Origin of the sequence: Halomonas sp. IOP_14 (genome assembly GCF_021021315.1) — a bacterium.
Classification (GTDB): domain Bacteria; phylum Pseudomonadota; class Gammaproteobacteria; order Pseudomonadales; family Halomonadaceae; genus Vreelandella; species Vreelandella titanicae.
Genome location: NZ_JAINWD010000013.1, coordinates 12,521 through 38,494, shown reverse-complemented (window position 1 = coordinate 38,494; position 25,974 = coordinate 12,521). Strand labels below are relative to the sequence as shown.

At 55.6% G+C, this 25,974-nt stretch carries 20 protein-coding genes; 9 read left to right on the top strand and 11 right to left on the bottom strand.

Annotated features, from left to right (window positions below; all coding sequences use genetic code 11):
• Window positions 1-141 precede the first annotated feature (141 nt).
• The gene (locus K7H09_RS11430; RefSeq protein ID WP_009722289.1) at window positions 142-315 is read right to left on the bottom strand and encodes a YqaE/Pmp3 family membrane protein; all 174 of its coding nucleotides are present in this window, start codon (window positions 313-315) and stop codon (window positions 142-144) included.
• A gap of 154 nt (window positions 316-469) precedes the next feature.
• Here K7H09_RS11430 and K7H09_RS11425 point away from each other — a divergent pair, with 154 nt between their 5' ends.
• Entirely contained in the window at window positions 470-2,533 is a 2,064-nt protein-coding gene (locus tag K7H09_RS11425; RefSeq protein ID WP_230804662.1) for a TonB-dependent receptor family protein, read from the top strand.
• A gap of 93 nt (window positions 2,534-2,626) precedes the next feature.
• On the opposite strand, the gene K7H09_RS11420 is transcribed toward K7H09_RS11425, so the two are convergent.
• The 3 genes from K7H09_RS11420 to K7H09_RS11410 all read right to left on the bottom strand — a co-directional run bounded on the left by K7H09_RS11420 (window position 2,627) and on the right by K7H09_RS11410 (window position 7,050).
• Entirely contained in the window at window positions 2,627-5,182 is a 2,556-nt protein-coding gene (locus tag K7H09_RS11420) for a glucose/quinate/shikimate family membrane-bound PQQ-dependent dehydrogenase (RefSeq protein WP_141439818.1), read from the bottom strand.
• Window positions 5,183-5,443: 261 nt separating this feature from the next.
• Window positions 5,444-6,442, bottom strand: coding sequence for an NADP-dependent oxidoreductase (locus tag K7H09_RS11415; protein ID WP_009286888.1), 999 nt, complete (start codon window positions 6,440-6,442; stop codon window positions 5,444-5,446).
• Between the two features lie 227 nt (window positions 6,443-6,669).
• Complete coding sequence (locus tag K7H09_RS11410) at window positions 6,670-7,050, bottom strand: septal ring lytic transglycosylase RlpA family protein (protein WP_027957199.1); 381 nt, start codon at window positions 7,048-7,050, stop codon at window positions 6,670-6,672.
• A gap of 325 nt (window positions 7,051-7,375) precedes the next feature.
• On the opposite strand from K7H09_RS11410, the gene K7H09_RS11405 reads away from it, so the two are divergent.
• Window positions 7,376-8,821, top strand: a complete 1,446-nt coding sequence (locus tag K7H09_RS11405) for a hypothetical protein (protein ID WP_141439817.1) — start codon at window positions 7,376-7,378, stop codon at window positions 8,819-8,821.
• A 125-nt stretch (window positions 8,822-8,946) separates the two neighbouring features.
• Here K7H09_RS11405 and K7H09_RS11400 read toward each other — a convergent pair whose 3' ends face one another.
• Window positions 8,947-9,825, bottom strand: a complete 879-nt coding sequence (locus K7H09_RS11400; protein WP_141439816.1) for a DMT family transporter — start codon at window positions 9,823-9,825, stop codon at window positions 8,947-8,949.
• A gap of 101 nt (window positions 9,826-9,926) precedes the next feature.
• Between K7H09_RS11400 and K7H09_RS11395 the strand changes: the two genes are divergently transcribed.
• The gene (locus tag K7H09_RS11395; protein WP_009286891.1) at window positions 9,927-10,799 is read left to right on the top strand and encodes a LysR substrate-binding domain-containing protein; all 873 of its coding nucleotides are present in this window, start codon (window positions 9,927-9,929) and stop codon (window positions 10,797-10,799) included.
• 129 nt (window positions 10,800-10,928) lie between these two features.
• On the top strand, window positions 10,929-11,486 hold the full coding sequence (locus tag K7H09_RS11390) for a cytochrome b (protein WP_141439815.1): 558 nt from the start codon (window positions 10,929-10,931) through the stop codon (window positions 11,484-11,486).
• 16 nt (window positions 11,487-11,502) lie between these two features.
• On the opposite strand, the gene K7H09_RS11385 is transcribed toward K7H09_RS11390, so the two are convergent.
• On the bottom strand, window positions 11,503-13,308 hold the full coding sequence (locus K7H09_RS11385) for a sensor domain-containing diguanylate cyclase (protein WP_141439814.1): 1,806 nt from the start codon (window positions 13,306-13,308) through the stop codon (window positions 11,503-11,505).
• Between the two features lie 207 nt (window positions 13,309-13,515).
• Window positions 13,516-14,382 (bottom strand): LysR family transcriptional regulator ArgP, encoded by an 867-nt coding sequence (locus K7H09_RS11380; RefSeq protein WP_230804660.1) that lies wholly within the window; start codon window positions 14,380-14,382, stop codon window positions 13,516-13,518.
• Window positions 14,383-14,588: 206 nt separating this feature from the next.
• Between K7H09_RS11380 and K7H09_RS11375 the strand changes: the two genes are divergently transcribed.
• From K7H09_RS11375 to K7H09_RS11355, 5 genes are all read left to right on the top strand, one after another.
• Window positions 14,589-15,887: an imelysin family protein gene (locus K7H09_RS11375; protein WP_230804658.1), complete on the top strand. Its 1,299-nt coding sequence runs from the start codon at window positions 14,589-14,591 to the stop codon at window positions 15,885-15,887.
• Between the two features lie 91 nt (window positions 15,888-15,978).
• Window positions 15,979-17,448 (top strand): di-heme oxidoreductase family protein, encoded by a 1,470-nt coding sequence (locus tag K7H09_RS11370; RefSeq protein WP_141439812.1) that lies wholly within the window; start codon window positions 15,979-15,981, stop codon window positions 17,446-17,448.
• Between the two features lie 23 nt (window positions 17,449-17,471).
• A complete protein-coding gene (locus tag K7H09_RS11365) occupies window positions 17,472-18,497 on the top strand; it encodes an imelysin family protein (RefSeq protein WP_141439811.1) in 1,026 nt (341 codons plus the stop codon).
• Window positions 18,498-18,500: 3 nt separating this feature from the next.
• Window positions 18,501-19,589 carry a DUF1513 domain-containing protein gene (locus tag K7H09_RS11360; protein WP_141439810.1) on the top strand — a complete coding sequence of 363 codons (1,089 nt, stop codon included), beginning with the start codon at window positions 18,501-18,503 and terminating at the stop codon, window positions 19,587-19,589.
• A gap of 198 nt (window positions 19,590-19,787) precedes the next feature.
• Window positions 19,788-21,440: a multidrug ABC transporter permease/ATP-binding protein gene (locus K7H09_RS11355; protein ID WP_141439809.1), complete on the top strand. Its 1,653-nt coding sequence runs from the start codon at window positions 19,788-19,790 to the stop codon at window positions 21,438-21,440.
• Between the two features lie 24 nt (window positions 21,441-21,464).
• Here K7H09_RS11355 and fhuF read toward each other — a convergent pair whose 3' ends face one another.
• The 4 genes from fhuF to K7H09_RS11335 form a co-directional block, all read right to left on the bottom strand.
• A complete protein-coding gene (fhuF, locus tag K7H09_RS11350) occupies window positions 21,465-22,253 on the bottom strand; it encodes a siderophore-iron reductase FhuF (protein WP_141439808.1) in 789 nt (262 codons plus the stop codon).
• A gap of 148 nt (window positions 22,254-22,401) precedes the next feature.
• A complete protein-coding gene (locus tag K7H09_RS11345) occupies window positions 22,402-23,169 on the bottom strand; it encodes an ATP-binding cassette domain-containing protein (RefSeq protein ID WP_133732970.1) in 768 nt (255 codons plus the stop codon).
• Between the two features lie 199 nt (window positions 23,170-23,368).
• Window positions 23,369-24,166: an inositol monophosphatase family protein gene (locus tag K7H09_RS11340; RefSeq protein ID WP_141439807.1), complete on the bottom strand. Its 798-nt coding sequence runs from the start codon at window positions 24,164-24,166 to the stop codon at window positions 23,369-23,371.
• Window positions 24,167-24,276: 110 nt separating this feature from the next.
• Window positions 24,277-25,899 carry an ATP-binding protein gene (locus K7H09_RS11335; protein ID WP_269063987.1) on the bottom strand — a complete coding sequence of 541 codons (1,623 nt, stop codon included), beginning with the start codon at window positions 25,897-25,899 and terminating at the stop codon, window positions 24,277-24,279.
• Window positions 25,900-25,974 lie beyond the last annotated feature (75 nt).

Genomic DNA, 25,974 nt, shown 5'->3' with positions numbered 1-25,974 from the left:
GAGCCAGCCTAAGGTGCCATGGCCGGACTTTACGCATATCCATACGCATAGTAGTCATCGATAACGATCCCATTTGAACCCAAACAGGCGCCCCTAAATAGAGACGCCTGTTTAGTTAAAGCAATCTACTGCTCTCGGGTATCAGTGCTTCAATATCACATAAAACGCATGAATAATGCCCGGTACGAAGCCAAATAGCGTTAAAATAATATTCAGCCAGAAATGCCCTTTAAAACCGACCTCAAAAAATACGCCGAGTGGGGGAAGTATTACGGCAAAAATCATCTTGATTGGATCAGTCGCTGTAAACGCCATGAAGCCTCCTTTGCTTTCATTGGTGTAACTTGTACAAGTGTAGGCACGATCAACTTATTTATCCATGCCTTGGCTAATTTCCTATGACTGGCCAAGTAGGCAATCGTTCAATTCCGCCATTTATTTCCGCTCTACGCTGTTTGGGAGGGACTCCGTGTTCATCAAAGTGCCATTAAAAGTAACCACCACGTCTTTTTGTTTATTAAGCTGTCTTGGCGCAGGCCAAAGCTGGGCGCAAGAGAGCCCGACAACTGACAACACGCTGGCCACACTTCAAGTGACGGCGCCACGACTATCGCGAGAGCTTTACGCCACGCCCGCTGCGGTTTCAACGCTCGACCGTGAGGCGATTGCTCAGGGGCAGCAGCGCACACGGCTGGATGAGGCGTTAGTGCGCGTGCCTGGCATGTTTTTGCAAAACCGCGATAACTTTGCCCAAGGCCAGCGAATCTCCATTCGCGGCTTCGGCGCTCGGGCGCCGTTTGGCGTTCGCGGTATTACCGTGATGGTGGATGGCATTCCGTATACGTTACCCGATGGTCAGGCACAGTTAGATGCCATTGATCTGGACAGCGCTGAGCGCATCGAAGTTATCCGCGGGCCCTCTTCGGTACTTTACGGCAACGCAGCGGGTGGGGTAATTGATGTGACCACCGCCGATGGTCGCGATAACCCTGGCTCAAGCGTGCGCACCGAGGTGGGCAGTGATGGCTACCGTAAGGCAGTCGTACAAACCGGTGGAGCCCAGGGTGATTGGTCGCACCACGTCAGCTTCTCGGCACTCAATGTGGATGGTTATCGGGAGCAGAGCTCTACGGAGAAATACCTGCTGAATGCCAAACTGCGCCGAGAGTTAGGCAGTGATCGGGCGTTAACCGCGATTATCAACCTGCTTGAAAATCCCCGTTCCGAAGACCCTGGCGCGCTGAACGCGCGTGAAGTGGCCAGTGGCCGTGATCAAGCAGCGCCGAACTCATTGGCGTTGGATGCAGGACAGAACGTAGATCAGCAGCTTCTTGGCTTACAGTACGAAGATTTATCCGCCGGCCCTGGTGAGTTCTATTTAAAAGGCTTTGTTGCGCAGCGTGATTTTGAGCAGCAGCTACCCTACGTGGGCGATAGCCGTATCGGCTACCAGCGTGATTATCTGGGCGCGAGTGCTGAGTATCACCATGAAGTCAGCTTGGGCAGCCTGCCGCTGAGCTATATCACCGGTGTCGATGTGGCGCGTCAAGACGATGAGCGCTTTCGTAATGCGGTAAATGGCCAAGGTGTGGTCGGCGAGCAGTTGGCGGAAGAGACCCAGACGGCGACCTCCGCAGGAGTGTTTGCCCAGGGTGATTTAGCGCTGACCGAGCAGGTAACGCTCTCGCTTGGCGCGCGTTTTGATAGCGTTGAGTTAAAGGTAGACGACAGCTACCTGAGCGATGGCGACCAAAGCGGTGAGCAAACTTTCAATGAGTGGAGCGGTTCAGCGGGTCTTAGCTACCGCTATCGCCCCCAACATCAGGTTTATGTGAATACCGGTACGGCGTTTGAAACGCCGACGTTCTCAGAGTTTGCCAATCCATTGGGGGGCGGTTTCAACCCGTCCGTGTCGCCGCAAAAAGCCTGGAACCGTGAAGTTGGCGCGCGTGGCTATGTTGCACCGCTGGCCATGGACTACGATTTAACGCTATTTTCGGTGCGCGTACGTGACGAGCTCGTGCCGTATGATGACGGCGGTCGCACCTTCTACCTAAACGCAGGCGACACCGACCGCGACGGCATTGAGCTGGCGCTAGGCTGGCAGCTCGCCGACCAATGGCGGTTGAATAGCGCCGTTACGCTGGCGAGCTATGAGTTTGATCAATTTGCTACGCCCACTGAAAGCTTTGGCGGGAATCGCATTCCTGGCCTACCCGAGCAAACCTGGGTCAATCAACTCACTTGGCAGGGGCTGGATGAGCGCTTTGCCACGCTGGAAACCGAGTACGTAGGCGATATGGTGGCGGACAACGCCAATGAGACAGAAGTCGATAGCTACTGGCTAGTGAACCTGCGGGTGGGTGATGGTTGGCAGTTGGGAAGCGATACACGGCTAAATGCGTATGTGGGCGTGCGCAATCTCTTAGATGAAGAGCACTACGCCAACGTGCGCTTGAACGGCACCTTTGGTCGCTTCTATGAACCTGCTCCGGGGCGCAGTGTGTATGGCGGTTTAGAAGTACGCTTTTAAGTCGAAATACTGCAAGTAAATAAAAACGGGCGGCGCTCATTCATTATTGCTGAGGCCGCCCGTTCTTGTGGGTGATAACGCTAAGTTAGCCGTTTACTCAGGCAGAGCGTAACCAATCACGTAATCGCCCATCTTGGTGCCAAAGGTGCCGTGTCCACCCGCCGTGACGACCACATACTGACGGCCATCCTGGCCGGTGTAGGTCATCGGCGTGGCTTGGCCACCTGCTGGCAGGCGTGCTTTAAACAGCTCTTCGCCAGTAGTGATGTCGTAGCCGCGCAGGTACTGATCCAGCGTGCCGCTTAAGAACGACACCCCGCCAGCCGTCGTCAGCGGGCCGCCTAGTGCAGGAACGCCGACGTTCAAGCCAATCGGTAGATCAAACGGCATGCTGTCGCGTGTGGTGCCATTGCGGTGCTTCCACACCACCTCGTTACTTTGCAGATCGATACCGGCTACATCGCCCCAGGAGGGCGCTTGGCAGGGCAGGCCGAGCACTGAAAGCAGCGGGCCAAGCTCAACGGCATAAGGTGCGCCTTCATTGGCTTGTAAACCCTGTTCGCTGGCAGAGCCTTGGCCTTCTTCTACCTCTTCACGAGGAATTAACGTAGACACAAACGCCAGGTATTTAGCGCCAGTGAAGAGCGCTTGGCGCTCGGGATCAACGGCCACACCACCCCAGTTCATTACACCGACATTACCTGGATAAACAATACTGCCTTCCAGCGAAGGTGGCGTGTATTGGCCCTCGTAGCGCAAAGAGTTGAACTGAATACGGCACATCATTTGATCAAACGGTGAAGCGCCCCACATGTCGCGCTCGGTGAGCGGCGGTGGCAGCAGGTTAAGCGCTGAACGCGGCTGAGTCTCGGCGGTCCAGTCGCCTTCCACGGCGCCCTGAGGTGCAGGAACCTCTTCAATGGGCACAATCGGTTCACCGGTTTCACGGTTCAATACATATAGGCTGCCCTGCTTGGTCGGCTGAATAACCGCGGGCTGGGTGCCATCACTAGTGGCCAGGTCAATCAGTACCGGTTGCGCAGGTGAGTCCATATCCCATAGGTCGTGGTGTACGAACTGGTAAACCCACTCAACCTGACCATCTTCCAGGTTGAGTGCCACTAGACCCGCGCTGTAGGTTTCATCGTTCTCGGTGCGGTCAGCGCCATACTGGTCAGGCGTGGCGTTACCCATTGGCAGGTAAACCAGGCCTAGCTCTTCATCAACGCTGATCGGTGCCCATACGTTGGGGGAGCCGCGGGTGTAGGTTTCGCCTTCTGGTAGCGGGTCGGTGTCGTCGGGATTACCGCTATCCCAGTTCCATACCAGCTCGCCGGTATGCACATCAAAGGCACGAATAACGCCTGAGGGCTCGTCAATGGAACTGTTGTCGGTGACGTGGCCGCCCAGAATAACCAGATTTTCGGTTACCGTCGCAGGGGAGGTGGAGTAGTAACCGCCCGGTGAGAAATCGCCAATATTGTTGGTGAGATCGATTTCTCCGTTATTACCAAAACTGGCACACCGCTCACCCGTATCCGCATTCAGCGCAATCAAGCGTGCATCCGCCGTGGGCAGGTAGAGCCTGCGTGGGCACATGACGTCGGTCTCGCTGAGCATGGGTTGCTGCGGGGCGCCGTTTTCTTCTTCAACACCAAACAGCAGTGACAAGAAGGAGAGATCCAGACTGAAAATATCGCTGTCATCGAAGATATCAAAAGAGAGTGCCGTTGCACTGTTCGGGGCAGCGTCACTGTTCGTCACTTCTGTGCTATCGGTTGCAGAGTCATTAGTGTCAGTAGAATAGTTTGCGGCGTCATAGTAGGCGAGGCCGCGGCAGGTCATATGTGCCCAGCCAGAAAAGTCATCCGCCCCCATGGTGCTGATCTCGGGGTCAAATGCCCACAGGGTTTCACCGGTCTCGGGTGACAGCGCCATTGCCCGGCTGTGAGAGGTACAGATATACAGGCTGTCATTCACTTTCAGCGGGGTATTTTGATTGGTGATCTCCGGGGGCGCATTGGGGCCCGCTTTGTCACCGGTTTGAATCCGCCATACCTCTTCAAGCTCGCCGATGTTTTCCGGCGTAATTTGATCAAGGGAAGAGTAGTGGGTGCCTGCATTGGTGCCGCCATAGGCGGGCCAATCATCGCCCGCCATTTGGGCAGGGTTTACGCTATCGGTCGTTGATTGGTTGTTAGCGGCTAGCGACCCTTCGATAGTACCGGGATCGTTAAACTGGCTGGCAATGGCCACGATAACAGCGGCAGTAATGCTGCCAACAAGCGCCAGACTGCCGCCTTTTGAGTGTAGTGGCTTACGCCACCAGGGCAGGAGCAGCAGAATACCTATTAAACAGAGAATGGCAACGCGAGGCACTAACTGCCACCAGTCGAGACCAACCTCCCACAGAGCCCACACTAATGTGGCAAAAAGAATCAGCGCGTAGAGCCACAGAGCGGCGCCTTTGCGCAGGGCAAATAGAATGCCGCAAGCAATAATGCTAAGCCCGGCAATTAAGTAGTAGGCGCTGCCGCCTACGCTGACGAGCTTGCTGCCGCCAAAAGCAAGCACCAAGCCGATAATAAATAGTAGCAGGCCAACTATAATAGCTGGCCATTTACTGTGAGCGCGCGTGCTTTCTTCCATGAGATTTCCCCTAATGAAACGTACTTAATACGTTAATGCATGCCGCTTAAACCCTAAATTCAAGCAATAAGTGCCAAGCGGCGAACCCGCAACGCGCTTTAACCCATCGGCGGCGCCGATGGGTTAAAACACACCGCTATGGTGGATGATTTTAATAATCAATTCGCTATTGGTCTAACGATTTGATGTTTTTTTCTAAGGCGGGTGCCCTACCGCCAGGGTAGTTGATGTCGCGGTAGGGTTAGCCAGAAGGCGTGAGGTTTATAGCTTGACCAGCATTTTACCGGTATTGCCGCCGTCAAACAGGGCCAGGAATGCATCGGGGGTGTTCTCCAGGCCTTCTTTCACTGTCTCTTTATATACCAGCTTACCTTCCGCTACTTGGGGGGCTACTTCGTTCAGGAAATAGGGGTAGCTAGCCCAATGGTCAGCCACAATAAAGCCCTGCATTTTGGCCTTGCGCACTACCAACTGAGAGAGATTGCTCGGGCCGGGGGTAGGCTCTTTTGCATTGTAGCTGTCGATCATGCCGCATACGGCAATCCGCGCACCTTCATTTAGCTGGTTCAATGCTGCTTCTAGGCAGATACCGCCGACGTTTTCGAAATACACATCAATGCCGTTGGGGCTGGCGAGCTTAATGGCGTCGCTTAACTCCTGTGCGGTACGGTCACGATAGCTAACCGGTTCAACGCCCAATGATTCAAGCCAGGCCAGCTTATTCGCAGCCCCGGCAATACCGACCACATGACAACCTTTGGCTTTGGCCAACTGCACTGCCAGGGAGCCTACGGCACCGCTAGCCGCGCTAACCAACACATTGTCACTCGGCTTGCATTCGGCAATCAGGTTGAGGCCAGTCCAGGCGGTCATGCCAGGCATACCGAGTACGCCCAGATAGGCTTGTTCGGGAACATCGATATCGGGTAGCGGCGTGACGCCCTGCGCAGGCAGTTGGGCAATATCCCGCCAACCGCCCATATGGCTCACTTTGTCGCCCACTTTTAAGCTTGAATCATTGGTCTCGATGACTTCGCCAATGGCGCCGCCTTCCATCGGTTTGCCGAGTTCAAACGGCTCCACATAGGTGCGAATGCCGCTCATGCGCCCCCTCATATAAGGGTCGACGGAAAGCCAGCGGTTGCGAATACGCACTTCGCCTTCGGCTAGGTCGGGTAGGGTTTGTGTTTCTAGCTTGAAGAGCGTGCGATCGGGCAGGCCTTTGGGATAATCGGTAAGCGTGTAAAATTGTGACTGCATGGATGTATCTCCTGCAAATACTTGGCGTGTATCGAACTCCTTGCAGCATAGAGACCATTAGCCTGCTTGCAAGTTCGTTAATGTATCGGAAAGTAGCCACATAAAGAAACAGGGTGACCATTGCTGGTCACCCTGTCTGTTGACTACTTTAAGATAACGATGCTTCGTGTGCTGTCGCATTGATTAGGCTAATGGGTATCACACAACAACCAAGGATGTGTTATCCGTTAATCCAACAGCGTTACCATCACTGGAGCTGTACCGCGGCGAATCATGCCAAGCTTCGCTGCCGCGCGTTTAGATAAATCAATAATGCGTCCTTGAATGAAAGGGCCACGATCATTGATCAGTACTTCTACCTCTTGCCCCGTGTCCGGGCGTGTCACCAACACCTTGGTGCCAAACGGCAAACTCGGGTGGGCGGCGGTCAACGCCTGCTGGTCAAAGGGCTCTCCACTGGCAGTGGTCGCTCCTTGAAAGCGGTCACTGTAAAAGGAGGCGACGCCTTCCTGCGTTTCTGTTTCATGTGCAAAAGCACTATTAGCAGCGCTACTTACCACTATCGCTGCCAAACAAATCGTTCGGATCAGTCGTTTTTCGGCTCCCATGGGAGTACCTCGGTTTTGCTTGTTGCGAATCCCGCACTCTTGATGAGGTGCCTGAATAGGCTTTTCGATACTACCCTTGTCGCAACGAGTCAGCAAGCTTTGAGAAGATCGATGCAAATAGGTTCAATTTCAAGATTTTTAAATCTCTGCTTATGTGGCCTTGGGTTTCAGTGACTTATCAACCCAGGTATGAAATGAATAGAGAAAGCACTTTGTGCAAAGCAGCATTCTTCATGAAACGCTCACTTTAATTGAGTAAGCATCTTATAATCACTGACACTTATCTAATTAATGATTGTCATTGCGACTCAACAAGGAACCGCTCATGGCTAGATCTTCTTCGTTTACGTTTGTATTGGTGGCGATCGGTGGCGCAGCCGTTGGTTTTCTCGCTGCTCAAATTATTCCCTTACCGGGGCAAACCGCCGATGAAGCGCCTGCCGAAACTGCTGAGACAACTGATCAGCCGTCCGTTGCCGAGGCTATTGTTGGCCTTGAAAAGCTCACGCTTGATGAGCGCATGCGTGGCGAAATAACCTCGGCCAGCGAGCTGAACGGTAACGATGGCAGCCGCTTCATGCGCTACGCCATCGCACTGGAAGAGGGTGAGATTGTTGAGATTTCTCTCAACGGAGCCTTGCAAGGTGTTGTGGCGCTTTATGATGATCAGCTACAGCTGCTCGATAATGCCCCTATCGTTCGTCACCGTATAGAAGAGAGCGGCGACTATGTAGTGGTGGTTAGCGGTGCCGATGCCCACAGTTATGGCCCGTTTACCGTTGTCAGCCGAACCGTTGAGCTGACGGATGCTGACACAGTGGCAGTGGGCGAGCCCATCGATAGTTGGCTGCAAGGGGATGCCCGTGAAATCACCTTGAACATAGAAGAGGCAGGCCTCTACCAACTGGAAATGCGCTCTGACGACTTCGACGCTTACCTGGAGATTGAAGGGCCGAACGGTTACGCCCGCGAAGACGACGACAGCGCCGGTGATTTAGACGCGCGCATCGCTGATTTCCTTGAACCCGGTGAATATACGCTGACGGCACGTAGCGCCTACGATGATGGCAATGGCGTTTATACGCTTTCAGTAGAGCCTCACGAGTTACCGGGTGATGGTGAGCTGCGTAATGATGGAGCGCTCACTCCCGATGACTCTCTCAACGGCTGGTTTAGTGGCCAGGGGCTTAGTTACCAAGTAGAAGTAGAAGAAGCAGGCATGTACCAAATTGAGATGCGCTCCAGCGATATCGATTCCTACCTGGTGCTTGAAGGGCCTAACGGTTACTACCGCGAAGATGATGACAGTGCCGGCAATCTGGATGCTAGCATCGCTGATTTTCTTGCTCCCGGTGAGTATCAGCTAACGGCACGTACTGCCTATGGCGAGAGCAGTGGCATGTTTACGCTCTCCATGGCACCGCGTGATATGCCAGATGTTAATCTGCGTAATGAAGGCACGCTTACCCCTGGTGAAGCGCTTAACGGTTGGTATAGCGGTGAACCGCTGACGTATCAGTTGGAAGTAGAAGAGAGCTCGTTAGTGACGTTGGAAATGCGCTCTGACGATTTTGATACCTTTATTGAGATCAGTGGTCAGGGTTTTGTCGCCAGCGATGACGACGGCGCGGGCGGTACCGACTCACGGCTTCAAGAGCAGTTGCTGCCCGGCACTTACACGGTAAGCGCACGCGGGTTTAGCGCTACCGGTAGCGGCTTATTTGAACTAAGCCTCGACATGGAGCCGACGGACATTCCCCCAGAGCTTTAATTGTTAGCGTTAATCGATAATACCCAGCGCCCCTGTTGCTTATCGTGATAGGGGCGTTGGTTTATTGGTCGATGGTGATGAGTAAATGGTGAGGCGTGAGGCGTAAATAGTTAGGCGTTAGGAGGTTAACGGCCAGCTTTGAGGCAGCCTACCACTACCAGCACGGTCGCGGCGGGTAGGCGCCAGTCGAGCACGCTCATGCCTGCTAGCACCAGCAGTAGGGCGGCTAGAATCGGCACGCCATACGCCAAGCTGCCCACAAGGCTCGCGTGCCCCCAGCGCAATGCTTTATCCCAGGCCACCATGGCTACTCCGTAAGGCCCTAAGCCCAGTGCGGTGCCCGCGAGTAACGCTTCACCGCTGGGGAGGGCGAGGGTGCCTTCCAGTATTAAGCTGGCTGCCACGGCAATAGCGCAGGCAATCAGCAGTAGCCGCGGCAGCAGGGGTGTTAAGGCCACTGGTGCAGCTTGGCTTAACCATGAATAGATCGCCCAGCAGCAGGCGGCCAGCAGTGCTAGCGCGTAGCCCGTGGTGGCACCACCCAGCCCTCCACTGATGGCTTGAGGAACCAGCAGTAGCGCAGCGCCTGAAAACGCAATCAGAGCGCCGACCACCCCTGCGATGCGTAGGCGGCCAAAACGGCTCCATTGGCTGAGCAGCACGAACAGCACAGGCCACGTGTAGGTAATTAGCGCCGCTTCGGCGGCGGGGGCTAGCCGCATACCAATAAAGTAGGTGCTGACGGCGCCAAAGATGAGCAGTGGGATACCCACCCAAACGCTGAGTTGCCAACCCACGCCGCTGGCAGCGACGTTTACGCGGCGGCTTAATGGTAGCGTCGCCAATGATCCCGCTAACAGGGTAACGGCAGTTAACTGCAAGGGCGGTGTCGCTTTGGCAAACTCAGCCAGCAGCGGTGCCGCACTCCAAAGCATCACGGCCACCAGCGCCGCACCAACACTGTACCAACGTGGGAATAACGCAGGGGAGTGAACGGGATGCATAAGAGTTCTCCTTGATTTGAGCATGTACCGAGCAGCATACTCATCATCAATGCATCACAATATCGATCTTTTGTGATCGTTTTCATCAAGCTTGGTGATATATGCGTGCCCCCACGTTAGACCTAACCCTGCTACGCACCCTGGTGGCGATTGCGGACACTGGGAGTGTGACCGCAGCTGCTAAACGGTTGGCGTATACCCAGTCCACTGTGAGCATGCAGCTCCAGCGGTTAGAAGCGCAGCTCTCGCTCACGCTGCACGAGCGGGAAGGGCGGCGAATACGCTTTACCTCAGAAGGTGAACGCTTGCTTAACCACGCCCGACGGCTATTAGCACTTAACGATGACGCGTGGAGCGATATGCAGGCGCGCCAGGTGACAGGCGATCTTACTCTCGGCATTCCTGAAGATTATGCTTCGTTGCTGCCTTCGGTGTTTGCCTACTTTCATCAGCTCTACCCCGCTGTGGGGTTAAAGGTGATCTGCGGCACTAGCGCGCATCTCGTTGAGCAGGTTAAAGCTAAAGAGCTGGATCTCGCCCTGGTGACCCGACAGCGCAACTCGCCGGGCGGCGATGTGATTCGCCGGGAACCGCTGTTGTGGGCAGTCGGTATGAACCAGCAGCCGCTGCTAAGCGACCCGTTGCCGTTGGCGCTCTACTCACCGGGGGCTGACGTATTCCGTGAAGTGGCCGAGCAGGCGCTGCAATCGGCGGGGCGCAGCTGGCGCGTGGCCTATACCAGCCAATCCATGGCGGGGCTGGCGCCAATTGTGACCGCTGGGCTGGCCATCGTGGTGGTGACTCGCAGCATGCTAACCCCTGCACTGAGACCGCTGGATGAGAGCAGTGGGCTGCCTGCGCTGCCGATGATTGAGTTGGCGCTGCACCGGGCGCCGCACCGACCTTCGGAGCCTGCGCGCCGTTTGGCAGAGTTAATACGCGATCAGCTGGCAGTGCCCGAACAAGCGTTATAAAGTGGCTTTTGAGACCAAGTAGAGCCTAGGTAATGCTTAGCGTTGATGGCCGTGTAGTGCTTTAATCAGCGTAAGGGAGCGTTACTGACTAGAATGAAGAGCAAATGAATTGGCTGTTAGGAGCACTGCATGCACGAACTGGATCACTATATCTACCCGCATCGGGTGTTGCACTGGCTGGTGGCTGGCGCGGTGCTGCTCTCCTTGGCCAGCGGTTTAACGTTAGGCTTTTTGGGCTATGAACGCACCCTCGCTCTAGTCGGTAATATGTTGACGAACTTGCTGTATACCAGCCATAAGACGCTGGGTGTGCTGATCCTGTTGCTAATGACGCTACGTATTATTACCCGCCTGGCCTTTGTGGTGCCTGACCATGAACCGCCTCTAAATGCCTTCGAGAGGGTGGTGAGTACCAGCGTTCACCATTTGCTCTACTTGGCGTTGATCGTTATGCCTTTATTGGGCTGGGCGGCTACCGCAAGCGGCGGCTTTCCCGTGGAGTTTTTCCACTGGCATTTACCCGGTTTGATTGGCGAGCGCGAGCAACTATCTGAACAACTCTTTATGTGGCATGGGCGCCTGGGGTGGGTTATTTTAGGCTTGGTGGTACTGCACGTCGCCGGTGCCATATTCCATTGGAAAATCAAACGCGATAACGTTATGAAACGTATGAGCCTGTTTGATTAATGACCAAGGTTAATACCTAACTCGCCGAGCCGTAGCGATAGAACTCTACCGCTTGGCGTGATTTGACAGCGTACATATGGCTATCGGCTTCACGCAGTAAACTCTCAAGAGTGGCGCCCTCTGTTCCCTGGCAAGTGCTTACCCCAATGCTCACGCTAACACTAACTCGCTCGCCGCAGGGGAGTTTGATGGGTGAGCGAATGGCTTCGTCGATACGTGCCTGTATATTCTCAAGCGTATCGTGAGGTTCGATGTTCTCCATGATAATAATAAACTCATCACCACCAAAGCGTGCACAATGGTCACCGGTACGCGCCATATGGGCAATACGTTTGGCAACTTGTTGTAAGACAAAATCACCTGCCTCATGGCCGTAGCAGTCGTTAATGGGTTTGAAACGATCCAGATCAAGCATCAGGAGCGCCAAGCGATGGCCGTTTTGACGATTACGCTCCAGAGCTTCTGCGGCGCAGCGCGCCAGGCCATGGCGATTTAATAAACCGGTCAGCATATCGCCGTTGGCTAAATGCTCTAGCGCTTTAGTTCGGGCAGCGACTTTTTGTTCCAGCACGGCTTCCTGCTTTTTTAGCGCAGCTAGCATAGCGGCTTGAGCGCGCTCTTTTTGCCGTTTAAGTTTGTTAAAGCGTGATGCCAGTGCAAACGAAAGCAGTAACATTTCTAGCGCCGAGCCAATTTGAATGCCGTGTAGGGTAATAAAATTAGCCGGCAGTATGCCCAGGTTGCGGAGTGTAAAGACACCTGCACCCAGCAGAAATATCGACCACGCAAACACGAAGAGTCTAGCGCTGGGTATGCGTCGAAAGCTGCAGTAGCTGCCGCATATCAGGAGCAGTAAAGCCGCCATAAACCCCGTCACATCCATTAGGTGGAGGGCCACAGGAATGGGCAGCAGCAGCGAGGCAATGACGGCGAGCCAACAGTAGCTGCGAAAGGTGTTTAATACCTGGTGCCAGCGTGGGCAATACGTCTCTGTGTTTAGGAAGCTCTGCGCAAACAGTGTGGCCATGGTAGAGGCAAAGGTGAAACCGAGCGCCACCAAGCGAGACGTGTTCTCACCCAGAAAACTCCAAAACATGAGTGTGCCAATTCCGTTAAACGCCAGAATGGCAAGCCCAAAGCCAGCGACAAAAAGCGAGTAGTGAAGAAATATGCGCTCTTTTAAGCCAAAAAATAGCAGTAAGTTATATAACCCCATCGCCAGTAGCATGCCGAAGTAAGTCGCCAGCCAAAAATTATGGCGATCATTCTGGGTATAAAATCTCTCTGGCGTTAATAAGTTGTAGCTCAGCATCTTGCTGCCTGAGGCAGCCACATGGGTGTACAGCGTGACGGTTTCAAAGGCGGCCAGCTCCAATGGAAAAACTGCCTGACGGTGGGCAAGCGCACGCTGTTCAACGGGAACCGCGCTGCCGCTTCGTTGCACACTTCTTAGCTGTTGGCGAAGCGTATAAAGGGTAACGTAATCCAAGAACGGGTATTCAAACTCCACCATCCAACGCTGGGGTTCCGACGAATCATTGCGCACCTGAGTGCGCAGCCACACATCACCACGGGTATAGCCGAAATTTAAATCTTGGGCTTGGTGCGTGGGTGTAAAAGTACGCGATTGGGCGAGCAAATCGTTAAGCGTTACAGACTGTTCGTCGGCGTGCCAGAACTCGTTATAAGGGGCAAGTGAATAGCTCGCCTGGCTTGGCGATGCGGATAGGAGAGTATTTGCCTGCGCCCAGGGCATAAAACAAACCGCAAGCAGCAGTAATAAGCCGGTGTAAACACCCGCTGTTAAACGTTGTGCATGCATAGGGTATCGCTTTTTTCGTTTTTTTTACCCCGTTCGCTGTTCCCTGGGTTCCCTTACCCGCCGGGGGCCGCTAATTCGTCGGCATAGCGCTCAGATGCGGTTTGCATGCCACCCCGCTCAAAAGCAGCTCAAATTTCCTTGTGCCGTACGATAAGCTCTTTGAGTGTAGTTGGCTTTGGTGAAAGGAAACGTTGAAAACTCTCATGCTTAAGTCATAGCACGACTTAAATGTTGCGTAAGTCGTTGAATGAGTTGCCCGCTGTGGCGCCAAAAATGCCAGTACAAGGGCACTGCTAAAAAATGACCGGGAGCAACACTGGCTAGTTGGCCACTGGTCATTAATTCGCCGACCTGCAACTGAGGCATCATGCCGTAACCGACCCCGGCTGTGGCTAAGCGCACAAACCCTTCTGAAGATGGGCAGAGGTGATAAGGAAAGTGGCCGTGGTAGCCGCACTGAGCAAGAAAGCGATGCTGCAACTGATCGTGAGGGCCGAAGACGATGGCTGGCGCGGATTGAAAGCTCTCTTTGCAAGGGCCTTCTGGAAAGTAGCGTTCGATATAAGCCGGTGTCGCCAAAGGGTGGTAGCGCATTTCACCCAGCGCAACACTGCGTGCACCGGCTATTGGTTGTGGTGTGGCGCACAGGCAGGCCGCTACATCGCCATCGCGCAAGCGCTTGAGCCCGACATCCTGGTCTTCAATCACTAGATCCAGCAGTAGACCCTCCTCTTGGCAGATAGTGGCAACGGCCTCGGCCCACCAGGTGACCAAACTATCCGCATTGATGGCGATCCGCAGGCGCGGTGCCTGGTCGTCCAGCGTGGGTAGAGAACCGCGGAGGTCGCGCTCTAAAAGCTGTACCTGCTGGTAATGGGTCAACAACCGCTGGCCCGCAGGGGTGGGAGCTAAATGGGGAGAGCGTATAAGCACCGGCTGCCCAAGGCGAACCTCCAGTGCCTTAATGCGCTGGGAGACAGCTGACTGCGAAAGCCCCAGTACATCGCCTGCGCGCTCAAAACCGTCGCATTCCACCACGATTGCCAAGGCATGAAGCAGTTTATAATCCAGCATGTCGGTTTTCCCAAGGCAGCAAAAAGTGACACAGAGCAAAAAATGGTGATGAAACGGCATAGTGCTCTTATTTAAGCTCAAATAGGATTGAATCTCATAGGTCAATGAATTACATTTCAGGTAGGGCTAGAGCACCAAACCCTCAGGGGTCGCCTAGCACTTTATGTGAGTAGTTTCTGTAATGCCACAGCCTAAAGGACACTGTAATGCCCGCCATCATGCTCCGTCGCCCTCTTGCTGGCATCGTTGCGCTTAGCGCGCTGATGCCTTTTGCCCCAGTTGCTGTCGACACTGCTGCTGCTGACGGCACCGTTAGCGCTGACGCCGTGGTTAAACACTACGCCGATCTGGCTCATGCCAATTACGCCGATGCACTGAATGCTGCCCAAGCATTGAACGAGCGTATCGACGAATTGCTCGCCAATCCCACGGCCGAAACCCTGAGCGCAGCCAAGCAAGCCTGGCTGCAGGCGCGGGTGCCTTATCAGCAGAGCGAAGTGTTTCGTTTCGGTAATGCGGTGGTGGACGACTGGGAAGGGCAGCTCAACGCCTGGCCCCTGGACGAAGGCATGATCGATTATGTCGAAGGCGACGACTACCAGCATGAGCTGGGTAACGAAGGCGCCACTGCTAATATTATTGCCAACGAGCAAATCACTGTCGGCGGCGAAACTCTGGACGTTAGCGACATTACCCCAGCATTACTCGCCGACCTGAATGAAATTGGCGGCTCGGAGGCTAACGTCGCCAGCGGCTATCACGCCATCGAGTTTCTGCTCTGGGGGCAGGATCTGCATGGCTTTGAGGAAGGCAACGGCGAACGACCGGTGAGTGATTACCAAACCGGCGATGACTGCACTCATGGCCACTGCGATCGCCGCCGCAGCTATCTGGACGCGGTGTCCGACCTGCTCGTTGACGACCTTGAGTGGATGGTGGCCCAGTGGGCGCCGGAAACTGAAGGCAACTATCGCCAGGAGCTGCTGGCGGAGAGCGATCAGGAAGGCCTGCGCCGCATGCTGTTTGGCATGGGCTCGCTGTCGCTTGGCGAGCTGGCGGGTGAGCGCATGAAGGTAGCGCTGGAAGCCAACTCTTTTGAGGATGAACACGACTGCTTCAGTGACAATACCCACAACTCTCACTACTACAACGGCCAGGGTGTTCAGAATATCTACACCGGCAGCTATCAACGCCTTGATGGCAGTGTGGTAGAGGGGCCTTCGCTGCAAGACTTACTGTCTCAAGCAGATAGCGAGCTAGCCGACACCCTTGGTGCGCAGCTTGAAGCCACCATGGCGAGGCTTGATGCTATCAAGCAGGCGGCTGAAGCGGAAAGCTCGCCGATGGCATTCGATATGATGATTGCGCCGGGTAACGAGCAGGGCAGTGAATTGATCAACGAGGCGATTCTCTCCCTGGTGGCGCAAACAGGGTCTATCGAACAGGCCGCAGGTGAACTGGGCGTGACCTCCCTACAGCCTGATGATGCCGGTCACCGGTTCTAGAGCGGACTAGCGTCTACCATGAGCCGCCGATAGTGTTGCTATCGCGCGGCTCTGTTGGTTTTGTCAGTATCTTCCTTCTCAAGGTATCACCATGTACCGCTTACCCCGGTTTATTGTCCTAGCCAAGTGGGTGCCCAGCACATTAGCCCACAGCAGTTTCTTACTGTTCTTGTTGGCCGTGCCCTTGCAGGCAGCCGAATCACCTATACAAAATGCGCCACCTAGCCAAGATTATCCCATTCAAACGACGCCCATGAGTGGTGGCAATGGCTCGGTGGAGCAGTTTGACCATAACGCCTATTCGCTGCCGTTGGGTAATATGTCGATGACCAAGCGGCTGGATTTCAGCGTCGGTAACAGCTTCTTTCGCAACCCTTGGGTGGCGGCGCCCGCCAGCACCGAGGCCCGGGATGGCCTGGGGCCGCTGCTCAATACCAATAGCTGCCAGGGGTGCCACCTTAAAGATGGTCGGGGGCACCCACCCACCGGCGACGAAAACCCCATCGCGCTGTTTCTGCGCCTCTCGCTACCCGCAAGCCAAGCGGATCCAGAAACACTGGAGCAGCGGGGCGCGCTTCCGGTACCTAACTACGGTTTGCAGCTCCAAACCGCGGCGATTAGCGGTGCCAAGCCCGAGGCCAAGCTGGTGATTGAGTATCGTCCTCGGGAAGTGAGTTTCACCGATGGCACCAGCGTCACCTTGCAGGAGCCGCTCTACTCGATTGCCGAGCCCGCTTACGGAGAGCTGCCGGAGTCACTGCAAACCTCGCCACGGTTGGCACCGCCAATGATTGGCCTGGGCCTGCTAGAAGCGATTCCTGAAGCTGACCTTATCGCTGCCGCAGACCCTGCAGACGACGATGGCGACGGAATTTCCGGCCGCTACAACCAAGTGTGGGATGTGCGCAGTGGCACCACGGTGCTAGGGCGTTTCGGCTGGAAAGCCGGAGAGCCCAGCATTGAGCAGCAGGGCCTGCATGCCTTCGCCGGGGATATGGGGCTGACCTCCAGTCTGGTGCCACAAACCGACTGCATGGAGAGCCAGGGGTGCGATGATTTTCCTAACGGTGGCACGCCTGAGGTCAGCGATGACGTGGCCGACTTCGTGACCTTCTACGCCTCCAGCTTGGCGGTACCGATGCGACGCAATATGGATGACTCAGCGGTGAAACAGGGCGCTGAGAGATTTAACGCGCTCGGCTGCGCGAGCTGCCATACGCCGCGCCATCGCACCGCTGCGGATACTGCCCGTCCGGCGCTAGCCAATCAGGAAATATGGCCCTATAGCGACCTACTGCTCCACGATCTGGGCGATGCCCTGGCTGATCATCGCAGCGAGTTCCAGGCCGATGGCCGAGAATGGCGCACCCCGCCGCTGTGGGGCATCGGCTTGGCGCAAACGGTTAACCCCCGGGCTGGTTTTCTCCACGATGGTCGCGCCCGCACTCTGGAAGAGGCGATACTCTGGCACGGTGGTGAGGCAGAAAGCGCTACCCAGGGCTATCGCGCATTGCCCGCTGACCAGCGAGCGGAACTTATACGTTTCCTTGAATCCCTGTAAGTCATTACTGTTAAGGAGTTAACGTGATCGCATCTCTTCGCCGCCTGAGTTTGCTGGCTTGCGCGCTACTCGCGACGCCGCTCTCTTTTGCTACGGACACCCCTGTGCCGCGGGAAATGTGGCACGGCGCGGTGGAACTTCAGTATGCTGAGCTGAGCGCCGCCTCCGAGCGCCTGGAAGCTAGCGCCGCACGCTTTTGCCAGAGCCCAGACGAAGCTCTCAGACAGCGGCTGGAAAATGACTGGCTGAGCGCCTATCAAGCTTGGCAGGCGGTGCGTTTTATTCAGTTCGGCCCGGTCGAGCAGAATAGCCGAGGCTGGCAACTGCAATTCTGGCCAGACCGTAAAAACCTGGTGGGCAGTAAGGTGCGCGGCTGGCTGAAGGCAGCCGAAGCCCCGGATGCCCAAGATATCGCCAGTGACAGCGTGGCGATCCAAGGCTTTCCCGCCCTTGAATACTTGCTTTATGACGACGCCATGGACGAACAGGCACTGAGCGACACTGGAGCCTGCTCGCTGATGCAGGCCATCACCACGCATCTTGCGGATACCACAAGCGCGCTGCATCGCGACTGGCAGGCCTTTGGTGAGCACTATCTTGATACTGCCGACTACACTGAAACAACACTGGCCAGCGCCATCCAGGCCCTCGAAATACTCGAAGATAAACGGCTCGGTGAGCCCATGGGCCTTAAAGGCGCGCCCGCCAACGGCTACTTGGCGGAAGCGTGGCGTAGTGGACAAACGGTTCGATTGGTAGAGAGCAGCCTGGAGGGTCTGCGTACCGGCTTTTTGCCGGGGCTCACCGCGCTGTTGCGCGAGTCCGATGCGCTGCCGCTCGCCGAGGCGTTTCGTGATCAGTTGGATAAGACACTCGTTCAGGCCAGCGAACTGCCACCGGGCTTGGTGCCTTCCCTTGAAGACGAAGAAGCGTTTCGCGGTCTGCAGTCGCTCTACCTCGACATCAGCCAGCTACGCCATTTACTGGGTAACGAGATCGCTGGTGAACTGGGGCTGGTACGAGGCTTTAACTCCAGCGATGGGGATTGAACCATGCAGCGACGCCAAGCACTCAAAGTAGGGTTGGGCAGCATCGCCATGGCGCTGACCCCGCTGAGCTGGGCGCTGCCCGCGCGGGAGGAAGCCGCTTGGCTGTTCAGCGCGGTAGACGACCCCAGCGGAGGGCATTACATCGCCGGGGTGGCATTGGATGGTCAGACCCGCTTTATGATCGAAGTACCCGAGCGCTGCCATGGAGGCTGTCTGCGGCCCGACTCTCGCCAGGCGGTATTGTTTGCTCGCCGCCCTGGCACACGGATGCATGTGATCGATGGGGACAGCCGCCAATTAGCCCACACCATTGCGGCCGGGGAGGGCTACCACTTCTACGGGCATGGCGTTTTCGACCTGAGCGGGCGCTATCTGTATGTCACCGCCAATCGTTTGGGGGACAGCGCCGGGCTAGTGCGCGTTTACGACGCTGCCAACGACTACGCCCATGTGCGCGATATGCCGCTGGGTGGTATCGGGCCTCATGAGCTTAGGCTGATGCCGGATGGTGACACACTGGTGATTGGCTTGGGAGGCATCCGAACCCATCCTGACTACGGCCGGGTTAAACTCAATCTTGATACCATGGCACCAGCGCTGATGCTGCTGGATCGCCACAGCGGCGAGATACTGGCACGTCACGAACCTTCGCACCACCAGCTCAGCTGCCGTCATCTGGATGTGGCGGCGGACGGTGCAGTGATCGCTGGCTACCAGTTTGAGGGGCCTGAGTGGGAGACCCATCCGCTGATCTGCCGTCTGGATGCCCAAGGGCACTTCTCTGAGCTGGCGCTGGCCGATGAGGTCACCGCCAGTCTGAAGCACTACACTGCCAGCGTGGCGTTTAGCCGTGTTTCTGGCAATGTCCTGGTGACTGCCCCTCGCGGCAACCGGGTACTGCTGCTGGATGCCGCACAAGGCAAACTTGTTGCCAGCCTAGCGCTGCCCGACGCCGCCGGCGCCCGCTGCGACGGCAACGGCGGCTTTCTGGTCTCCTCCGGCCAGGGCGGGCTCTACCGAGTAACGCCTGGCTCGGCAACACCCCAGCTGGTCGCCAGTCTGGAACTCCGCTGGGATAACCATCTGACATAGCTCTTCGGAATAGCCCTTAGGAATAGCTCTTAGGAATAGCTCTTAGGAATAGCTCTTAGGAATAGCGTTCCGGTTCAGACTACTCTTTGTAAGATCTCTGTCAGGCCGCTCGTTTGCCACCCAATATGAATGACGTCTTCTTGGTGAGAGGCGCTGCTGTTAGACTTCAGCGCTCTTTACAGGAAGGCAAGGAGCCCCATGGAACTGCTGCGCTTAGTATTTCATCACTACCGCTGGCCCTTTTTAGGCGCCATTGCTTTGAGCCTATTGAGCGCTGGCTTAGGGGTCGGGGTGATTGCGTTTATCAATCAGCGGCTTATCGAAGTAGGCAGTATGGCGGCGCTGCCGCAATTTCTTGGCCTGCTGGTGGTGCTCCTGGCGGTCACACTCAGTACGCAATTAGCGCTGACCGTGCTGGGGCACCACTTTGTGTTTGACCTACGCTCGCGGCTGGTGAAGCGGATTCTCGACACCGATATTGAGCGTTTGGAGCAGCTGGGCAACGCCACCTTACTGGCCAGTTTGTCCAGCGATGTGCGTAACATCACCATTGGTTTTGTGCGTCTGCCGGAGCTGATTCAGGGCGTGGTGCTTACGCTTGCCTCGGTGGCCTATTTGGCCTGGCTGTCGCCGCAAATGGTGGTGATCACGGTGCTGTGGATCGCGTTCACCATGGGCGTGGGGTGGGTGTTGGTGTCGCGGGTGTATCGCCATTTTCGCCTCGTGCGTGAAAGCGAAGACAGTCTGTATAAAGATTTCCAGGCGGCCATTGAAGGGCGCAAAGAACTGGCGCTCAACCGCGACCGTGCCCGGCGCTTTTATGATGAGCGCTATACCGCCAATGCCCGCGACTACCGTCATCACATCATCCGCGCCGATACCTACCATTTAAGCGCTAACAACTGGTCTAACATTATGATGTTGGGCGCCATCGGGGTGGTGTTTTTCCTCTCTAATGGGTTGGGGTGGGCGAATACCACGGTGGCTTCCACCTTTGCGTTGACGCTGCTGTTCCTGCGTACGCCGCTGATTCAGGCGGTGGGCGCCTGGCCAACACTGATCAGCGCCCAGGTCGCGTTTGATAAATTGAGCAGCCTGGAGCTAGCCGAGTACCAATCAAGCTTTGCCGTCGACGATACGCTGGCCGATTGGCAGCGTCTGGAGCTGGAGGAAGTCACTTATCATTACCCGGACACTGCCCAGGGTGAGGGCTTCCAGGTGGGGCCTCTTAATATGACCCTAGAGCGTGGTGAGCAGGTGTTTCTGATCGGCGGCAACGGTAGCGGTAAGTCGACTCTGGCAAGGCTGCTCTCGGGGTTATACCGCCCCCAAAGCGGCACTATTAAGATTGATGGACAGGTGGTCACCGCTGCTCAGTGGGAAGCGTTTCGCGCTCGCTTTGCCAGCGTGTTTACCGATTTCCATCAGTTTGATCAGACCATGGGCCCTGAAGGCCTGCCTGCTGACCCAGAGGTCGTTGATACCTGGCTTGAGCGACTGCAGATGCAGCATAAATTGCAGTGGGAGGGTGATCGCGTTATTAACACCCAGCTCTCCCAGGGGCAGCGTAAGCGCCTGGCACTGCTACTAGCGATTGCCGAAAAACGCGATATCCTGCTCCTCGACGAGTGGGCGGCGGATCAAGACCCGCAGTTCCGGCGGCTGTTCTACCGCGAGCTGTTACCGCACTTAAAAGCGATGGGTAAAACCGTGTTTGCTATCAGTCATGACGACAGCTACTTCGTCCACGCTGATCGGTTGCTGGAGATGTCGAAGGGGCAGCTTAGCGAGCTGAAAGGCGAGCAGCGTGCGCGGGCAAGCGAAGATGCTGTTGCGCAAATTAATATCTAAACCGTGTTAAAAATAGCTCACGTTTTAACGGGCGACCTGTTTGGCCCGCTTTCGCGCTTCCAGGTCGCAGCCCTCTAGCGGGCAGGTGCCGCAGGTATCAAACTCATCCAGTAAATAGCGCAGGCAGCAAAGCTTGCGCACCCGCTTAACTTCCTCACTACCCTTGGGCGTAAAGTAACGCACCGGCTGAAACAGCGGGTTGCGCTTGCCGTTGGGCAGGTTGCGCGCTTCCAGCAACGCCTTGGCGGCCTCAAACGCCTGCCTATTGGCAAGCGGGTGCTCGCCCAGCGCGTTGACGTAAAAGTCCAGATAGCCACCGGCATTGCTCCAGAACACCCGCTGTGCAGCGCCGGAGATAGCCGCTAATTGCTCAATCAACGGTGCCCAGTGCTGCTCAATCAGGGTAGCAAAACGCTCAAACGGATCTTGTGTGGTTATCGGCGTACCTTCGTGGGGCAACCACAGCCGCGAGGTGGCGCCCTTGTCGTTAAAGATAACCTGCATGTCGTCCAGCCCCACCGGCAGGTCACGGTTAAGCAGCAGGTTGGCAGTCAGTGTGGGAACGGTTAGCGCACTTAAGTGCCATTTCGACCAGATCGATACCACTGCCCGCTGGTCTCCGTCTGGGTACTGTTCAGCGAAACGGGAGAGATCTTCTTTGAGCCAATCGGCATTCCGCCAACGGGCTGTTTTGAACGCTTCCAGCGGTGGCGTTCCACCTATTAACGGCGGCGTAAAGTTCGCCAACGGCCCGGTGTAGCAGGACGCTAACGAAGGCTCGAACAGTTGCGGCTGACGCAGAGCAGAGGGCATCGCGGGCTCCATCACAGGGCTTTAACACAAGGTTTTGACACAGCACACAGGTAAAATATGGCATTCAGCTTAATCGATAATGCGTATCAGTTGAAGCTTTTGATTGCGAATGAGTGCTTTTAAAAGTGTCTGACCTCGGAGAATAGCGCTATTGAGCCACGGCGATATTGTGCTCTCCGTTGGGGTGCTTCATGACCTGCATCGGTAAGCCATAAATAGCCTCTAAGGTGCTGCCGCACATCAAATTATCCGGGCTGCCATGGGCTAACAAGCGACCGCTGTGCAGCGCCATTAGCTCGTCGCAGTAGCGCGAGGCCATGTTGATATCGTGCAGTACAATAATCACCCCAAGATTTAGCTCATCGCACAGCTTACGGATCAGCGCCAGCACTTCGATTTGGTGGGCGATATCCAGCGCCGCTAACGGCTCATCCAACAGCAGGAATCGGCTGCCCTGGGCGAGTAGCATCGCCAGCCATACCCTTTGGCGTTCACCACCAGAGAGCGTGTCGACCAAGCGGTCGGCAAAGGCCTCTGTGTGGGTCAGGGCAATGGCGCGATCAATGGCATCTTTGTCTTTCTGGGTGTGGCGGCCCAGCAGTCCGTGCCATGGGTAGCGGCCAAAGGCGACTAGCTCGCGTCCGGTAAGACTTTCTGCACTTGGTAAATGCTGGGGCAGGTAAGCCACCTGACGAGCGAACTCACGATTTCCCCAGTCACTCAGCGGGCGCTGATCAAAGTGAATCTCCCCCTGGCTTACCGGCTGCTGCTGGGCCATGAGCTTGATTAGCGTCGACTTGCCCGAGCCGTTATGGCCAATCAGGCCATAAACCTTGCCCTCATGAAAGCTGTGGTCAATGGGATTTAAAATCTGCTTACCATTGATTTCAAAGGTGGCGCCTTTGACCTCGAACATGAATGACTCCTGGCGATAGGGTTGATGATAATGCCTCCATTCTAGTGCTAATGGTTCTCATTTTTAACAAAAAAATGAAAAGATTTACGTGATAGATGGCAAACGCCGCTTGGGGAAAGCAGGCAAGGGGTAGGTCTCAGGCGGTTAGCCTCTGCTTGATTGGCTAACCGATGTGATTAGATATGACGTTGATCGTTTATCAGCAAGACGCTAAACACGCTAGCAGTTGTCCATGCCTCTCGGGGTGCGCCGCAAGTAAACTGTTCCATTGAGCGGGATTCGGCTCGCCAGTGAGATCCGTGACGGTGTAGCCAGCTTCTCTGGCAATCACAATGCCGGCGGCGATATCCCAAAAGTCGAGCTTAGCGCCTTGAGACCAAAAAGCATCAAACCGGCCCAGGCTGGTGTAGGCGATCTCCAGCGCCGCCGATCCTGGGCTGCGGATACCGGCCACCTGGGGCATTAGAGCAGCGAGTTGATTTAGGGCCGTCGTACAGTCACCTTTAGCGTGGTAGGGCAGGCAGGTGCTTACCAGCATCTCGTTCAGTGGGCGCGGTTCAGGCGTCGTGAGCGGCGTGTCGTTGAGGAAGACGCCGGTGCCAAGGCTGGCCCAAAGCATTTCATCAAGCAGCGGTTGATAGACAACGCCGATGATCAGCTCATCGCCCTTAGTAACCGCGATGGAGACTGAGAAGTGAGGTACCCCATGCAAAAAGTTGCTGGTGCCATCGAGAGGGTCAATGATGACGGTATAGTCACTATCGGTGGGTGTAAGCCCGCTCTCTTCACCTAGGAAAGCGATATCGGGAAAGGTGCTATTGATACAGTCGATAATGATGTTCTCGGCGGCCGTATCGTAGTAGCTGACAAAGTCTGACGCCCCCTTTTGCTCAAAGGCGATTCTGCCCTTTAGCGAATATCCCTCGCGTAACAGCGCACCCGCCTCGTACGCCGCCTGCTTCACCGTTTCGAGTAGGTCGTTACTGCTATCGAGCATTGTATTTCCCCTGGGCATTCATCGTGCCTTAGTGAATGGCAAAAACTGTATGCATTCAATGTAACTAGCCATTCATGACGCGGAGATGACAGTGGCGGATAGATTGGTAGCTAAGCCAAGGTCTCCACCTCAAACGCCACAATTTGGCGCTCAACGCTGGAAAACTCCACGCCGATCAGGTGGATGAGCTTGCCCGAAGCGCGGTGCTTATCGGCATAGCCTTTATGTTTGATCTGCTCCAGCGCTTTACCTTCCGGCAGTTGTTCCACCACTTTGAACTCAAACAGGTAGATATGCCCACCAAAGTCCACGCTCATATCCACCTTGCCGTGGTGGCTGGCGTCTTCCACGGTTACATCCAGCCCCAAGGCCGCAAAGTGGCTGTAAAAGATACTGGCATAGTGGCCTTCGTATTTGGCGATGGGGTTGTTGCGGTACCAGTCATGGGGGAGTCCGGCGTAGAGCGCCTTTAAGTGAGCTTCCAACGCAGCAAGGTCATGGCGCTGAAAAGTGTCAAATAACGCCAGTTGGTAGGTTTGCGCATCGCTTGTGTTAATACCCAATACTGGCAGCAATAAATCGTTAAGGCTGCTTTCTACCTCCCTGTTCGGAAAGCCCAGCGTATAGAGGCGATAACCCAGCATGGGTTCCTGCACGTCTTTAATGGTGATGTAGCCGGTTTGGAACAGCAGTCCTTCGGTGGTGATATCGTCGACATCAAAGCGGCCGAGCAACTGTGCTTTTGCTTGCAAGGTCTCCAATCGAGGGGTAAACACCCCGCGTTGTTTGAGAATATCGACCAAAAACGTTGGCGTCGCGGACTCAAACCAGTACGGGCCGAATTCTTGCTCTTGGAACAGCAATAGTACATCGAAGGGATTGTAGACAGAGGTAACCTCACGACCACCCCAGCGATAGCCGTTATACCACTGTTTGATTTCCTGACGGTCTAACCCAGAAAGTTCAGGTTCAAATACGGTATCGATATCGTCATCGGTATAACCACACAAGGTTGCATAGTCGGGCGAAAGGGTAATATCGCGGAGATTGTTCAAGCCCGAAAACAGGCTGACCTTGCTGAATTTGGAAACGCCGGTAAGCAGCACGAAGTGTAGGTGCGGGTCGGCGTCTTTCAGCACGCTGTAAAGGTTCTTCAAACCCTCGCGCAGTTCCCGGGCACGCTCCGGCGCCAGGATGTTATCCAGAATCGGCTTGTCGTACTCGTCAATCAGGATGACCACCCGCTGACCACTCTGCTGGTGGGCGGCACGAATGAGGGCAGAAAATTCACCCGGTATATCGGTTTTATGGTGGTGGGTAATGCCGAGTTGCTCACGCTGGACGCGTAGCTGCTCACGGATACGTTCATCCAACCCTTCACGGCTCTGCATCACGCCATCGGCAAAGCTAATACGAATCACCGGGTAGCGCTGCTGCCAATCCCACCTGTCGTGGAGATACAGCCCTTCGAACAGCGCCTGGCGACCTTCAAACAGGCAACGTAGGGTGTCCAGCAAGAGACTTTTGCCGAAGCGGCGTGGCCGCGAGAGGAAGTAGTATTTGTTCTGGTTAACCAAACGCTCAATGTGCGGTGTCTTATCGACGTAGTAATAGTTCCCTTCGCGGATATCCGAGAACGTCTGAATCCCGATGGGTAGCTTACGGCGGTGGGCATCCGTCACGGTGGGTCTCCAGAGCAAGAAACAGCGATACGAGCAGCAGTAGTTTAGCATGCTCAGGGGCTGAAATGCCTAGCCACGAGTCGTCAGCGCGCCGAGTGTTGTTCGCAGCTAAGGTAAAGGCGTTGG

What these genes read in the sequence shown, in the direction of transcription:
- K7H09_RS11355 (WP_141439809.1), top strand. Translation starts at nt 19,788, where the DNA reads ATGGAACTGCTGCGCTTAGTATTTCATCACTACCGCTGGCCCTTTTTA.
- K7H09_RS11405 (WP_141439817.1), top strand. Translation starts at nt 7,376, where the DNA reads ATGGCTAGATCTTCTTCGTTTACGTTTGTATTGGTGGCGATCGGTGGC.
- K7H09_RS11380 (WP_230804660.1), bottom strand. Translation starts at nt 14,382, where the DNA reads ATGCTGGATTATAAACTGCTTCATGCCTTGGCAATCGTGGTGGAATGC.
- K7H09_RS11340 (WP_141439807.1), bottom strand. Translation starts at nt 24,166, where the DNA reads ATGCTCGATAGCAGTAACGACCTACTCGAAACGGTGAAGCAGGCGGCG.
- K7H09_RS11335 (WP_269063987.1), bottom strand. Translation starts at nt 25,899, where the DNA reads ATGCTAAACTACTGCTGCTCGTATCGCTGTTTCTTGCTCTGGAGACCC.
- K7H09_RS11415 (WP_009286888.1), bottom strand. Translation starts at nt 6,442, where the DNA reads ATGCAGTCACAATTTTACACGCTTACCGATTATCCCAAAGGCCTGCCC.
- K7H09_RS11395 (WP_009286891.1), top strand. Translation starts at nt 9,927, where the DNA reads ATGCGTGCCCCCACGTTAGACCTAACCCTGCTACGCACCCTGGTGGCG.
- K7H09_RS11420 (WP_141439818.1), bottom strand. Translation starts at nt 5,182, where the DNA reads ATGGAAGAAAGCACGCGCGCTCACAGTAAATGGCCAGCTATTATAGTT.
- fhuF (WP_141439808.1), bottom strand. Translation starts at nt 22,253, where the DNA reads ATGCCCTCTGCTCTGCGTCAGCCGCAACTGTTCGAGCCTTCGTTAGCG.
- K7H09_RS11370 (WP_141439812.1), top strand. Translation starts at nt 15,979, where the DNA reads ATGTACCGCTTACCCCGGTTTATTGTCCTAGCCAAGTGGGTGCCCAGC.
- K7H09_RS11375 (WP_230804658.1), top strand. Translation starts at nt 14,589, where the DNA reads ATGCCCGCCATCATGCTCCGTCGCCCTCTTGCTGGCATCGTTGCGCTT.
- K7H09_RS11390 (WP_141439815.1), top strand. Translation starts at nt 10,929, where the DNA reads ATGCACGAACTGGATCACTATATCTACCCGCATCGGGTGTTGCACTGG.
- K7H09_RS11345 (WP_133732970.1), bottom strand. Translation starts at nt 23,169, where the DNA reads ATGTTCGAGGTCAAAGGCGCCACCTTTGAAATCAATGGTAAGCAGATT.
- K7H09_RS11430 (WP_009722289.1), bottom strand. Translation starts at nt 315, where the DNA reads ATGGCGTTTACAGCGACTGATCCAATCAAGATGATTTTTGCCGTAATA.
- K7H09_RS11400 (WP_141439816.1), bottom strand. Translation starts at nt 9,825, where the DNA reads ATGCATCCCGTTCACTCCCCTGCGTTATTCCCACGTTGGTACAGTGTT.
- K7H09_RS11410 (WP_027957199.1), bottom strand. Translation starts at nt 7,050, where the DNA reads ATGGGAGCCGAAAAACGACTGATCCGAACGATTTGTTTGGCAGCGATA.
- K7H09_RS11385 (WP_141439814.1), bottom strand. Translation starts at nt 13,308, where the DNA reads ATGCATGCACAACGTTTAACAGCGGGTGTTTACACCGGCTTATTACTG.
- K7H09_RS11360 (WP_141439810.1), top strand. Translation starts at nt 18,501, where the DNA reads ATGCAGCGACGCCAAGCACTCAAAGTAGGGTTGGGCAGCATCGCCATG.